Raw genomic sequence first — 12,869 nt, 5'->3', positions numbered from 1 at the left:
AACCGAGCCACGATGAAAGAAATAGGGGTCCGCAAGCGCGCTTGGCCGCGTTGGTGGCGGCGTGTCCAGGTCGCGGCACGCCGGGCGAACTTTTTTGCCGTCATGGAAGTGGTCTCGGGCCTGGCCTTCGTGGTCATGTCCGCGGCGACCTGGATGGCGCTGGACAACGGCAGCGACAAGCGCACGCTGCTGCCGTCGGACCTCACCGCCACGCTGCTGATCGGCACTTTGGTGCCGGCAATGGCGATCTTGGTGCTGTTCGGGCGACGCATGGCGCTCCGCCGCGCGGCCGAGCATATTGGCGGCACCGGCCAGATGCACGTGCGCATGGTGTTCATCTTCTCGTTGATCGCCGCCGTGCCGACTCTGCTGGTCGTCGTCTTCGCGTCCTGGCTGTTCCAGTCGGGCGTGGAGTTCTGGTTCTCCGATTCCCAGCGCGGGCTGCTGGAAAACGCCAACAAGTTGGCCCGGGGATACTACGAGCAGACGCAGCGCGATGTCGGCTACGAATCGGTGGCCATGGCCCAGGATACGCGCCTCATGCTGGGCGAATATCCCGTCGCCAGTCGCGAATTTCAGGCTTTCTTCGCAGATCAGGTCTTCCGCCGGAACCTGTCGGTCGCCGCGTTGATTCAGGTCGCTCAGGATGGCAGCCAGCGCACGCCGATCATCGTCGATCCGGACGGCAAGTCGGACGCCAAGCGGATCGTTCCCGAGGTGCAGCAGAGGCTGCAGAAGGGCGAGCCTTACGTCGTCACCTCGGATGCCAACCGCATCGTGGCGGCCGTGCCGGTAGAGCGACAGGCGGGGGTCTATCTCTACGCCGCCCGCAGCAACGACTTGCTGGCGCTCAGCCAGGGGCAACGCGCCGAAAACGCCGAGAATATCGTGCAGGCCTATGAAGCGCTGACGACCCGCGCCCGGGTTTATCAGCTTCGGTTCAATATCGCGCTGTTCATCGCCTCTCTTGCGCTGGTCGGCCTGGCGGTGTGGTTTGCGCTCCGTTTCGCGGACCGGCAGGTCAAGCCGCTCTACGAATTGGTCGATGCGGCACGAACGGTCGGAAGCGGCAACTTCGCGCTACGCCTGGAAGGCCGCACCGGCGCAGATGAGATCGGCCTGCTGAACCGCGCGTTCAACCGTATGACCGCGCAGCTCGAAAAGCAGACCCAGGCGTTGCTGGGGGCCAACCGTCAGCTGCATGAACGCCGCGTGTTCATCGAGGCTGTTCTGGAATCGGTGACTTCCGGGATTATCTCGCTCGACAACCAGGGCCGTATCCTGCTGATGAACAGCACGGCGCTCAAGTTGCTGACCGATCTTCCGCAGGTGCCGGAAGATATGCCGGTTGCCGATCTGGCCCCGCAGTTTGCAACCCTGGTCGAACAGAACAGCACCGGCGGTCTGGTCCAGTATCACCGCAAAGGCGACCTGCTGACGTTCGCCGTCAAGGTAACGCGCGATGCCACCGGCCATGTGCTCACCTTCGAGGATATTACCCGGCAGTTGCTGGACCAACGCACGGCAGCATGGTCCGATGTCGCGCGCCGTATCGCGCACGAGATCAAGAACCCGCTGACCCCGATCCAGCTGGCGACAGAACGCCTCAGCCGCCGATACCGCAAGCAGATTGTCGATAATCCTGAGCTTTTCGAGGACCTTACCCGCACCATCATCCGTCAGGTGGGTGACCTGCGCAAGATGGTGGACGAATTCTCGTCCTTCGCGCGCCTGCCCAAGCCGGTTTTCCGGGCCGAGGATCCCGTCGCCCTGACGCGACAGGCGTTGTTCCTGCAGGAAGTGGCACGGCCGGACATCGGCTTCAGCTTCAGCAGCGACGCGGTGATCGGCACCATCGAGTGTGACCGCCACCAGTTCGGGCAAGCGATGACCAACGTGCTGAAGAACGCGGTCGAGGCGATCGAGGCGAAGGCAAAGGATGCGCCCGAAGGCTATCGCGGCGCGATCACGGTGGCGGTGGAAGCATTGCCCGAAGCGATCCTGGTCCGCATAGCCGACAATGGCATCGGCCTGACGCAGGATCGCGAGCGGATCATCGAACCCTACGTGACGACGCGTGAGAAGGGCACCGGGCTCGGCCTCGCCATCGTCAACAAGATCATCGAGGAACATGGCGGCGACATGCAGTTCCTGCCGACCCAAGGGGGCGGCACCACGGTGACAATGCGCTTCGCCATCGACCCGACGGCGCAAGCCCGCAAGGCGGAGGCGGCCGAATGATCGCGTCCGGCCTTCACTCCCCCATCCATCCATTCAAGTTCAAGAAGATGAAGTCATGGCTCTCGAAATCCTGATCGTCGACGACGAACGCGATATCCGCGAACTGGTTGCGGGTGTGCTGAGCGACGAAGGCTACGAATGCCGAACCGCCGGCGATAGCGAGGCGGCACTGGCCGCGATCGACGCCCGCAGACCGTCGCTGGTCCTGCTGGACGTCTGGCTGCATGGCAGCCCGATGGACGGGCTGGAAGTGCTGGATGCAATCAAGGCGCGCGAACCCGCGCTGCCGGTGATCATCTTCTCCGGCCACGGCAATATCGATACCGCAGTGGCCGCGATCAGCCGCGGCGCGGTCGACTTCATCGAGAAGCCTTTCGAGGCGGAAAAGCTGCTGCACCTCGTCGAACGAGCGACCGAAACCGAACGCCTGCGTCGTGAAAATGCGCAACTGCGTTCGGACTTCACCATGGGCGAAGAGTTCACCGGGTCCAGCGGGGCGATCAACCAGGTCCGCGCTACCCTGAAGCGCGTCGCCAATACCGGCAGCCGCCTGCTGATTACCGGTCCGGCCGGATCGGGCAAGGAAGTGGCCGCCCGCCTGCTCCACGCCTGGAGTGCGCGGGCAGACAGCGCCTTCGTCAGTGTCAATTCGGCCCGCATCACGCCCGAACGCTTCGAACAGGAGCTTTTCGGCGAGGAAAGCGAAGGCGCGCTGGTCCGTCCCGGCCTTCTGGAAATGGCCGACGGCGGCACGCTCTATTTCGACGAAGTGGCCGACATGCCGCTGTCGACTCAGGCGCGTATCCTGCGAGTGCTGACCGATCAGGCATTCGTGCGCGTTGGCGGCACCCGCCAGATCCGCGTGGACGTTCGCGTGGTTTCCTCCACGTCGCGCGATCTCGAAAAGGAGATTGCGGAGCGACGCTTCCGCGAAGATCTGTTCTACCGCCTAAACGTCGTGCCCGTCTCGATCCCGGCACTGCGCGAACGGCGGGACGACATTCCCTCGCTGATCGATCATTTCTTCGCGCGCTACGCCAACGAGCAAGGCGTCGCCCCGCCGCATGTCAGTGCCGAGGCGATGACCGCACTGCAGGCCTACGAGTGGCCGGGCAACGTACGCCAGCTTCGCAACGTCGTCGAACGCACGGTAATCATGGCCCCGCGTGAGAAACTGGCACGGATCGAAGTGGACATGCTGCCGCCTGAAATCTTCGCCAACCGCGCCGGCGGAGAGGCGGGTATTTCCGTGATGATGAGCGCGCCGCTGCGTGAAGCCCGCGAAACGTTCGAACGGGAATATCTCCGCCTGCAGATCCGCCGTTTTTCGGGAAATATCTCGAAGACGGCATCGTTCATCGGCATGGAACGCTCGGCCCTGCATCGCAAGCTGAAGCTGCTGGGCATGGCCGAACGGCGCGAAGGCGACCCCGAGGGGGACGAGGAAATCTGATCATCATGGCCGTTGGAACGGGCCGGGGTTTTTCCCGATTTCCCGCATGTGACCGGCGATGTCATCCTGTTGCTACATTTTTCGCGTTTACTGCACTGCAGCAAGTCGATAGATTTTGATTCGAGAACGGTCACCGCCATCGGGCGGGGCCAGATCGCGGACTGCATGAGCAGCCGCCAAAAAAAGGAGCATGAACATGGCTGGCCGCACGCTTACCGCGCGTCCTCGTCCCACGCCGCCCCCCGCGGAAGAAACGCTTGCACCGCCCCCCGTGGCAGCAGGCACATCGGCAAGCAAGGGGCAGAACCTCCAGGACCAGTTCCTGAACCTCCTTCGCAAGAACAAGATTCCCGTCACCATGTTCCTGGTGAAGGGCGTCAAGCTGCAGGGCATCGTTACCTGGTTCGATAACTTCTCGATCCTGTTGCGTCGCGATGGTCAGTCGCAGCTTGTCTACAAGCATGCGATTTCGACGATCATGCCGTCGACCCCGATCGACGCGCGCCAGTTTTCGAACGGTGCCGAAAACGCCAAGAAGACGCGCGTTCTGCAGGACGTCTTCCTTTCCAGCATCCGCAATGCCGGCGTGCAGGTTACGATGTTCCTGATCAACGGCGTGATGCTGCAGGGCCGCGTTGCCGCTTACGACCTGTTCTGCATGCTGCTGGAGCGTGAAGGTTACGTCCAGCTTGCGTACAAGCATGCGGTTTCGACGATTCAGCCCGTGACTCCGGTCGACCTTCAGGCGCATGAAGAAGCCGACGAAGACTGAGCAAAGCTGAAACGATTTGAACGACGAACTTAAGGGCGAGGTCACGCGCGGTGCGCGTGCCCTCGTCGTCTATCCGCAAATGCGGGGCCGGAGTGATCTGGACCCCGAGGCCCGGCTTGAGGAAGCGAAGGGCCTTGCCCTTGCTATCGGCCTCGTAGTGGCGGAAGCCCTGGCCATTCCCATCCGCGAACCCCGCGCCGGCACGCTTTTCGGCGAAGGCCAGATCCAGAACATCGGCGTCGCCTGCGAGCTGAACGAGGCAGAGCTGATCATCGTCGACGGTTCGCTGTCGGCGATCCAGCAGCGCAACCTTGAAGAAAAGCTCAAGCGCAAGGTAATCGACCGCACCGGCCTGATCCTGGAAATCTTCGGCGAACGCGCGGCAACTGCCGAAGGTCGCCTGCAGGTCGAACTGGCCCACCTCGATTACCAGGCCGGCCGGCTTGTGCGCAGTTGGACCCACCTTGAACGTCAGCGCGGCGGCTTCGGCTTCCTTGGCGGCCCGGGCGAAACACAGATCGAGGCGGACCGCCGGATGATCCGTGATCGCATGGGCAAGATCCGCCGCGAGTTGGAGCAAGTGCGACGAACCCGTGGCCTTCACCGCGACCGACGTGAAAAGGCTCCCTGGCCGATCGTGGCGCTCGTAGGGTATACCAACGCCGGAAAATCTACGCTTTTCAATTATCTGACCGGTGCAGAGGTGATGGCGCAGGACCTCCTGTTCGCCACATTGGACCCGACGATGCGCGGCATCCGCGTACCCGGTGTCGAAAAGGCGATCCTGTCGGATACCGTGGGATTCATTTCCGATCTGCCGACCCAGCTTGTCGCGGCGTTCCGCGCAACGCTGGAGGAAGTGACAGCGGCAGACCTGATCCTGCACGTTCGCGACATCGCAAACCCCGATACCGAAGCGCAGAAGCGTCAGGTGCTCGACGTGCTGGCGGACCTTGGGGTGCTGGGCAGCGGCGAGGATGATGGGGAAGGGGAGGCCGAACCGGCGATCCCGATGATCGAGGTCTGGAACAAGTGGGACCTGCTCGATCCCGCTCAAGCCGAAGAGTTGCACGAAGCGATCGCCAACCGCGTGGGTGAAACGATCGTTCCGATTTCCGCGCGGACCGGCATGGGATGCGAGGCGCTGCTCGACACGGTCGGCCAGCTGCTGACCGAGGATTCCAAGCTCTACAGCTTCGTCCTGCCGGCCGCAGACGGTCAGCGCATCGCTTTCCTGCACGCGCGGGGCGAAGTCGTTTCCGAAGAGGACGCGGGCGAGGGCGAGGAGGGGCCTCTGCTGCGCCTCCAGGTCCGCCTGTCGGACCGCGAACTAGGCCGTTTCAGCGCGCTCTGATGCCTTGACGGCCTGCCAATAAGCTTCCTGTTCGCCCAGCGAGAGTGCCGCAAAATCGCGACCTTCCTTGGTCGCGAAAGCTTCCATGGCCCGGAAGCGGCGCTCGAACTTCGCGTTGGCGACGCGCAGTGCGTCCTCGGGTGCGATGCCGTTGAGACGGACAAGGTTGACGGCGGCGAACAGGAGGTCGCCGGCTTCCTCCAGCCTTTCGGCGTCGGATGCTTCCGCCAGTTCCACGACCTCTTCGGCTACCTTTTCGGCCGCACCACTGGGATCCGGCCAATCGAAACCGACCCGCGCGGCGCGTTTCTGCAGCTTTTCCGCACGCATCAATGCCGGAAGTGAGATTGCCACACCATCGACGGCGCTGGTTTCACCTTTGCTGGCGCGCTCCTTGGCCTTGAGCTTTTCCCAGCGTTCCGTCTGGGCATCGCCGGAAGTTTCATCGCCGAAAATGTGGGGATGCCGCGCTTCCAGCTTGTCGGAAATGGCCGCAGCCACGTCGCCGAAGGCAAAGTGGCCAAGTTCCTCCGCCATGCGGGCGTGGAAGACCACCTGAAGGAGCAGATCGCCAAGCTCGCCGCGCAGATCGGCAAGATCTTCACGCGCGATGGCGTCGGCAACCTCGTAGGCTTCCTCGATCGTGTACGGGGCAATCGTCGAGAAATCCTGCGCACGGTCCCATTCGCATCCCGAAACCGGATCGCGCAAACGCGCCATGATGCCGAGAAGACGATCGATCTGATGATGGTGTTGGGTCATTCCTGCCGGGATTCGAAATGGATCGGTTCGAGACCTATAGCGGCAGCGTTCGCGCTAAGCACGCTCGGTGTGCGGGGGCGTGGGTTACCCTCCACACTTGGATTGATAATATGTATTATGTTAAATACCAGAAGCCTCTCAACCGGGCGAAGTTCGGTTACTGGCGGCTGTGCAATCCCAGCGCCTGGATCAACAGCACCAGGCCGATGATGATCGCCGCCCATATCAATGCGAGCTTCAGGCCCTTCGCGAAGCCCAACTGGCGAAACCGCGAATTGCTGGTGACCAGAATGAGCGCGCCGATCACCGAGATGACACCAACGATCGTCGCCGTATTGCTCATGGTTCGATTACCATCCCGTCATAGCCGACCACCACGTTGTCCGGCACTTCGCCGCTCAGTGTGGCATAGTCCATCGACTTGTCGAGATGCGTGAGCACGGCCTTGCCGACGCGGCACACCGATGCCAGTTCCAGCGCCATGCCCAGATGCGCATGGGTTGGATGCGGTTCGCGGCGCAGACAGTCCACCACCAGCAGATCCGCGCCGTAGCAAAGATCTATCATGCCTCTGGTAATCTCACTGAAATCTGTCGCGTAACAGACTGATTTTCCGTCACAATCGAAACGAAATGCGGTGGATTCCGCCGGTCCGTGCGGCATCTGCACGTGATCCACGCGAAATCCTTCGCACAGGCGCATCGTATCCAGGTTGTCGAGGCTGACGAGCGTGGGATAGCCGAATTGCCCGGCGAAGACATAGCCGAAGCGCTGGCGCAGACGGCGGACAGTCTCGGCATTGGCAAAGCCCGGGATCGGCCCGGCACGGCCGTAGCGCAGCGGGCGCATGTCATCTATGCCGTGACAATGATCCGCGTGGTCATGCGTCCAGAACACCGCGTCGATGCGATGGATATCGTTGGCCAGTAGCTGCGCGCGCAAATCGGTCGGCGTATCGACAAGAATGCGGCTGCCGGCGTCGCTTTCCAGCAGGATCGAAACGCGCGTACGTCGGTTCTTCGGCTCATCGGGATCGCAAAGCCCCCAATCCGCACCGAATTCGCCACCGAGGCGCGGCACTCCGGTCGACGTGCCACTGCCGAGGATCACCACCTTCACGCGGCAATCCCTCGATCAGCCTTGCTGAACAGACCGAAGAAGTTGCGCGACGTAACTTCGCCCAATTCCTCCACGCTTACGCCGCGCAAGTTCGCCACGAAACGCGCCGTATCGGCGGTATAGGCAGGCTCGCACCGCTTGCCGCGATGCGGCACTGGCGCGAGGAACGGAGAATCGGTCTCAACCAGCAACCGATCTTCAGAAATAGTCTTAACTACTTCCTGCAAGTCCAAGGCATTCTTGAATGTGACAATGCCGGAAATCGAGATCGTCAAACCCAAATCCAAGACCTTGCGACCGAAATCGGCGCTGGCGGTGAAGCAGTGGATCAGCGCGGGGAAGGCCCCCTTCCCTGTCTCATCCTCCAGAATGCGGAAGGTATCTTCCTCCGCATCACGGGTATGGATGATCAGCGGCAATCCGGTTTCGCGCGACACCTGGATGTGGGTGCGAAACAGGGCCTGCTGCACCTCACGGTCCGACTTGTCATAATAATAGTCCAGCCCGGTTTCGCCGATGCCGATTACCTTGGGATGCCGGGTTGCTTCCAACAGGGCCGCTTCGCCAAGGTCGGCGTGCTGGTCGGCTTCGTGGGGATGAATGCCGACCGAAGCCCAAACGTCCGGGATGCGCGCGGCCGTGCCGACCACGCGGTCCCATTCGCTCTGCCGTGTCGAGATATTGAGGAAGCCCTTGATCCCGGCAGCTCGGGCGCGATCAAGCACGCCTTGCTGATCCTCAACAAGGCCTTCGTATTCGAGGTGGCAGTGCGAATCGATAAACATCAAGAAGTTGCTTCCGTATCCTCGGGCAATTCGAGACGGGGGAACACACCCTCCGGCTTGTCCACCTTGAAGCCGCTGTCGGCAAGAGCCGTGAACCAGTCGGCATCGTCGAGAACGCCGTAGCCACGCGCATCGGCAGCGATGCCCATCTGGTTCAGCAATTTGTCGATGGAGGTAGGCACGACCGGCCGAACGGCGATGGCAAGATCGCGCACGACGCGGAACAGCGTCATTAGCACGGCTTCCATGCGCGCAGGATCGGTCTTGCGCAGCGTCCAAGGGGCCTGCTCATCCACGTACTGGTTGCAGGCGAACACCGCGCGCATCCAAGCTTCAAGACCGTCGCTGAACGCCAGATCGCTGAAGCCGTTGCGCAGGCCCGCAATCCCTTCCGCAACGGCGGCGAAGAGCGCCTTGTCCGCTTCGGCTTCCTCGTGTCCAGCTTTCAGAGTGCCGTCCATGTTCTTGAAAATCATGGAAAGGCTGCGCTGTGCAAGATTGCCGAAGCTGTTCGCCAGTTCTGCATTGGCGCGGGTGACGATGGCTTCCGGCGACCACGAACCGTCCTGCCCGAAAGCGACCTCGCGCAGCAGGAAGTAACGCACCGCATCGACGCCGAAAGTCCCGGCCAGCGCGATCGGATCGGTGACGTTGCCAAGCGACTTCGATTCCTTCTGCCCGCGATTGAGCAGGAAGCCGTGCCCATAGACCTGCTTGGGCAGCGGCAGCCCCGCACTCATCAGGAACGCCGGCCAGTAGACGGTGTGGAAACGGACGATGTCCTTGCCGATCAAGTGCAGATCGGCCGGCCAGTACTTCGCATAGTCACCGGTTTCATCGGGGAAGCCGAGACCCGTGAGGTAGTTGGTCAGGGCATCAACCCAGACGTACATCACGTGGTTGTCGCTGCCGGGCACCTTGATGCCCCAGTCGAAGCTGGTGCGCGAGACGGAGAGATCGCGCAGGCCGCCCTCCACGAAGCGCTGGATTTCGTTGCGGCGCGTTTCGGGACGGATGAAGTCGCCCGAATTGTAGAGGTCGAGCAGCTTGTCCTGATAATTGGACAGGCGGAAGAACCACGATTCCTCCACCGTCCATTCCACCGGCGTGCCTTGGGGGGAAAGCTTGGTGCCACCTTCCCCGGCAACCAGTTCAGACTCGTCGTAATAGGCTTCGTCGCGGACCGAATACCAACCCTCGTAGCGATCGAGGTAGAGGTCTCCGTTTGCCTCCATGCGGCGCCACAGTTCCTGCGTAGCGGCATGATGGCGTGGTTCGGTCGTACGGATGAAAACATCGTAATCGATGTTAAGAGCCGCACACATATCAATGAAATGCTGCGACATTTCCGTGGCAAGCTGAGCCGGCGTAATGCCAAGGTCACGGGCCTTCTGCGCCATCTTCAAGCCGTGCTCGTCGGTTCCGGTCTGGAACCGGACATCGAACCCTTCCGCCTTGCGGTGGCGGGCGATGACGTCGGCGGCAATGGCCTCATAGGCATGGCCGATATGCGGCTTGCCGTTGGGGTAGGAGATGGCGGTGGTGACGTAGTAAGGCTCGGCCATGCGGCGTCGCAATTCCTTGCTGGAGGTTACGGGCGAGCCGCCTCTCTAGGCATCGCCGCCGATGCCAGCAAGCCGCCAATTTCCATTATGAGGAGACCGGCGTCGAAATTGTAGGTCGGCGCCTGCGCGGAAAGCCGCATCAGCGTTCCATGGGCTTCGATCAGCGCGATTTGCCCGGCACGCGATGCCAAGGTCAGTTCGCCGGCAACCACGGTGCGGGCCAGTTCCAGAGCAGCCAGTTGCCGCCCACGAGTGGGGCGCGCGCCCATTTCGTCAGCCAGCGCACCGCGCAAGTGATAATCGCGATCGCCCTCGCGGAGAATTTGCAGCATCAGGTCGTGAATGCCGCCAAGGTCGTTTTCAACGAAACTGAGCGCTATCCCGGGCGAACCTTGTGCGGCCCTGATCGCGGCTTGACGGGTCAGGGCGTCGGACTCCGGCATGTCCCGGCGGATAACGGCATCCAGTTCCGCTTCACCAAGTGCAGCGAAACGCAGGACGCGGCAACGCGAACGGACGGTCGGCAGCAGGCGGCCGGGTTGATGCGTAACGAGGAGGAAGAAAGTGCCCGCGGGCGGCTCTTCCAGCGCTTTCAGCAACGCGTTGACCGCGCTTTTCTCAAGCTCATCGGCCGGATCGATGACGATGGCGCGGCGGTCCCCCAGCGTGGGCTTCGTCGCAAGGCGGCGGATCATTTCGCGCACCTGATCGACCGAGATGCTGCGCTTGGCCTGCCAGGGCTTGCCCTCCGCCTTCTTCTTCGCCTCATCCTCGTTCGCGGGAAGCGCTTCGAGAACGTGAATGTCAGGGTGCGCCGCGAAGTCCGGCCGCGACTGCCCCGGCAGGCGCACCAGTTCGGCGGCAGCGGTGCGCGCGAAGGCCCGCTTGCCAAGGCCCCGCTGACCGGCAAGCAGCCAGGCATGGTGCATCCGCTCCGATCCGATGGCCGCCAGCCATTCCTGCCACGCTTCGCCTTGGCCGATAAAAGGCAGGTTTTCGCTCACGCGGCACCTGCCAGCAGCGGTTCGAGTGCGGCCATGGCAAGGCCCGCAGTTTCCTCTGGCGTGCCATTGCCGTCGATCCGGGCAAAGCGCGCCGGCTCGGCATCGGCGAAGCGCGCGAAAGCGTCTGCCACGCGCGCATGGTAGGCGGCTTCGCGACCGCCGATCCGGTCGGTGCCGTCAACATCGCGCCGGGCAAGCCGCGCGGCGGATTCGGCGGGAGATACCACGAACAGAAGCGTCAGGTCGGGCAGCAGCCCTTCACTGCCGATGGCATGAAGGGTGCAAATATCGGCGTCGGAAAGCCCGCCGCCACCGCCCTGATAGGCGCGGCTCGAATCGAGATAGCGATCGCAGATCACCCATGCGCCGCGCGTGATGGCCGGGCGGATAAGCTTCTCGACATGGTCCGAGCGTGCAGCCGCAAACAGCAGCGCCTCCGCACGCGGCCCCCAGCCTTCGCCTTCGGCATGGAGGACGAGGTTGCGAATGGCCTCCGCGCCTTGCGTTCCACCGGGCTCGCGGGTGATCACCACCTCGATCCCACGCACGCGCAGGGCCTCGGCCACAAGCCGTGCCTGGGTGGACTTGCCTGCCCCTTCCCCGCCCTCAAGCGCGATGAATTTCCCTCTCGTCATGCGAAGAGATTGATAAACCCGTTCCACAGCCTGTCCAGCGGTCCGCCAACGGCTACATCGCGTGCGGCGTAAAGCGGAACATGGCCGGGGGCGAGCCCGTCCACCTTGATTTCAAGCTGGCCGACTTCATCGCCCTTGCGGATCGGCGCCTGCAACGGCCCCTTGTAATGGACCGCCAGCGTAATCTTGCGATTATCGCCCTTGGGCAGCGTTGCATGGACTTCGCGATTGGCGACCAGCGGCACCGAACGGTCCGTGCCACCCTGCACCTGGGCTTCCACGACGGGCTGCCCCTGATCGAACAGGTGGCGCGGGGTCCAGGCGTCGAACCCCCATTCCAGCAGAGCGCGCGCGGCGGCATCGCGCTGCTTGGGCAATGGCGAGGCTGCCAGCACCATCACCAGGCGGCGGCCATCCCGCTCTGCCGTGCCGAGAAAGTTGTAGCCAGCCTCACGCGTATAGCCTGTCTTGATGCCGTCCGCGCCGGGCACCACGCCCACCGTCGGGTCGTGGCTACGCATGGCGACGTCGCGCCAGAAATAGTGCTTCACGCCCGAGAACTCGCGATAAAGCGCGGGGTGGCGGGTGATCATCGCATCCGCCAGGCGCACCAGATCGCTGGCGGTGACGTAGGTGTTGCCTTCGTCCATCCAACCGTTCGGCGTGTTGTAATGGCTGCGCGTCATGCCCAATCGGCGCGCGGCGTCGTTCATCTTCGCGGTCCAAGCCGGAACGCTGCCCGCGTAGCCCTGCGCCAGGACGATGGCACCGTCGTTCGAGGATGCCGTCATGATGCCATGCAGCAGGTCGGTGGTGGTGGGATGGTCCTTTTCGGTCAGGTACATCGAGGTACCCTTTGCGAACCACTCCTTCGCCGTTTCCGGCCGCACCGAAAACCGGCGATCCATTGGCAGACGGCCTGCATCGATCTCCTCGAAGGCGACGAAGGCGGTCATCACTTTCGTGACGGAGGCGGGCAGAAAGGGGGTATCCGGATGATTCTGCACCAGGACCTGCCCCGAACCGAGGTCGACCAGCAGGCTTACGGGAATGCCCGCAAGCTCCGCAGGCGGCGTCGGAATGGCGGCGTTAGCCGGGACGCTGAGTGCAAGAGCCAGTGAAGGAACGAGAAAACGGGCGGACTTACGGAACGACTTCAAGACGCGACTTCTCCCGGCG

Annotated in this window: 12 protein-coding genes; 4 read left to right on the top strand and 8 right to left on the bottom strand. The window is 62.8% G+C overall.

The features are described 5' to 3' along the window. Window positions 1-12 precede the first annotated feature (12 nt). The 4 genes from WBP06_RS06815 to hflX all read left to right on the top strand — a co-directional run bounded on the left by WBP06_RS06815 (window position 13) and on the right by hflX (window position 5,820). Window positions 13-2,241: an ATP-binding protein gene (locus WBP06_RS06815; protein ID WP_395333120.1), complete on the top strand. Its 2,229-nt coding sequence runs from the start codon at window positions 13-15 to the stop codon at window positions 2,239-2,241. A gap of 55 nt (window positions 2,242-2,296) precedes the next feature. Further along, window positions 2,297-3,694, top strand: coding sequence for a sigma-54-dependent transcriptional regulator (locus WBP06_RS06810; protein ID WP_395333118.1), 1,398 nt, complete (start codon window positions 2,297-2,299; stop codon window positions 3,692-3,694). Window positions 3,695-3,890: 196 nt separating this feature from the next. After that, a complete protein-coding gene (hfq, locus tag WBP06_RS06805) occupies window positions 3,891-4,466 on the top strand; it encodes an RNA chaperone Hfq (protein ID WP_395333116.1) in 576 nt (191 codons plus the stop codon). A 16-nt stretch (window positions 4,467-4,482) separates the two neighbouring features. After that, entirely contained in the window at window positions 4,483-5,820 is a 1,338-nt protein-coding gene (gene hflX, locus WBP06_RS06800) for a GTPase HflX (RefSeq protein ID WP_395333114.1), read from the top strand. Here the strand turns inward: hflX and mazG are convergent. The 8 genes from mazG to WBP06_RS06760 form a co-directional block, all read right to left on the bottom strand. Continuing rightward, a complete protein-coding gene (gene mazG / locus WBP06_RS06795) occupies window positions 5,797-6,582 on the bottom strand; it encodes a nucleoside triphosphate pyrophosphohydrolase (protein WP_395333112.1) in 786 nt (261 codons plus the stop codon). The genes hflX and mazG overlap by 24 nt on opposite strands. A gap of 157 nt (window positions 6,583-6,739) precedes the next feature. Continuing rightward, the gene (locus tag WBP06_RS06790; protein ID WP_395333110.1) at window positions 6,740-6,925 is read right to left on the bottom strand and encodes a hypothetical protein; all 186 of its coding nucleotides are present in this window, start codon (window positions 6,923-6,925) and stop codon (window positions 6,740-6,742) included. Next, window positions 6,922-7,701 (bottom strand): MBL fold metallo-hydrolase, encoded by a 780-nt coding sequence (locus tag WBP06_RS06785; RefSeq protein WP_395333108.1) that lies wholly within the window; start codon window positions 7,699-7,701, stop codon window positions 6,922-6,924. Before WBP06_RS06785 ends, WBP06_RS06790 begins: the two co-directional genes overlap by 4 nt. Next, entirely contained in the window at window positions 7,698-8,486 is a 789-nt protein-coding gene (locus WBP06_RS06780; protein ID WP_395333106.1) for a TatD family hydrolase, read from the bottom strand. The genes WBP06_RS06785 and WBP06_RS06780 overlap by 4 nt, the downstream gene beginning before the upstream one ends. After that, window positions 8,486-10,051 carry a methionine--tRNA ligase gene (metG, locus tag WBP06_RS06775; protein WP_395333104.1) on the bottom strand — a complete coding sequence of 522 codons (1,566 nt, stop codon included), beginning with the start codon at window positions 10,049-10,051 and terminating at the stop codon, window positions 8,486-8,488. Before metG ends, WBP06_RS06780 begins: the two co-directional genes overlap by 1 nt. A 26-nt stretch (window positions 10,052-10,077) precedes the next feature. Further along, window positions 10,078-11,055 (bottom strand): AAA family ATPase, encoded by a 978-nt coding sequence (locus tag WBP06_RS06770; protein ID WP_395333102.1) that lies wholly within the window; start codon window positions 11,053-11,055, stop codon window positions 10,078-10,080. Then, window positions 11,052-11,690, bottom strand: a complete 639-nt coding sequence (gene tmk / locus WBP06_RS06765) for a dTMP kinase (RefSeq protein WP_395333100.1) — start codon at window positions 11,688-11,690, stop codon at window positions 11,052-11,054. Before tmk ends, WBP06_RS06770 begins: the two co-directional genes overlap by 4 nt. Beyond that, window positions 11,687-12,850: a D-alanyl-D-alanine carboxypeptidase family protein gene (locus WBP06_RS06760; protein ID WP_395333098.1), complete on the bottom strand. Its 1,164-nt coding sequence runs from the start codon at window positions 12,848-12,850 to the stop codon at window positions 11,687-11,689. Before WBP06_RS06760 ends, tmk begins: the two co-directional genes overlap by 4 nt. Window positions 12,851-12,869 lie beyond the last annotated feature (19 nt).

The organism is Novosphingobium mississippiense (genome assembly GCF_044029535.1).
Classification (GTDB): domain Bacteria; phylum Pseudomonadota; class Alphaproteobacteria; order Sphingomonadales; family Sphingomonadaceae; genus Novosphingobium.
This window is presented reverse-complemented; position numbering and strand designations above follow the sequence as displayed.

Coding starts and splice junctions, on each gene's coding strand:
- WBP06_RS06815 (WP_395333120.1), top strand. CDS start 13: ATGAAAGAAATAGGGGTCCGCAAGCGCGCTTGGCCGCGTTGGTGGCGG.
- WBP06_RS06810 (WP_395333118.1), top strand. CDS start 2,297: ATGGCTCTCGAAATCCTGATCGTCGACGACGAACGCGATATCCGCGAA.
- hfq (WP_395333116.1), top strand. CDS start 3,891: ATGGCTGGCCGCACGCTTACCGCGCGTCCTCGTCCCACGCCGCCCCCC.
- mazG (WP_395333112.1), bottom strand. CDS start 6,582: ATGACCCAACACCATCATCAGATCGATCGTCTTCTCGGCATCATGGCG.
- WBP06_RS06790 (WP_395333110.1), bottom strand. CDS start 6,925: ATGAGCAATACGGCGACGATCGTTGGTGTCATCTCGGTGATCGGCGCG.
- WBP06_RS06780 (WP_395333106.1), bottom strand. CDS start 8,486: ATGTTTATCGATTCGCACTGCCACCTCGAATACGAAGGCCTTGTTGAG.
- metG (WP_395333104.1), bottom strand. CDS start 10,051: ATGGCCGAGCCTTACTACGTCACCACCGCCATCTCCTACCCCAACGGC.
- tmk (WP_395333100.1), bottom strand. CDS start 11,690: ATGACGAGAGGGAAATTCATCGCGCTTGAGGGCGGGGAAGGGGCAGGC.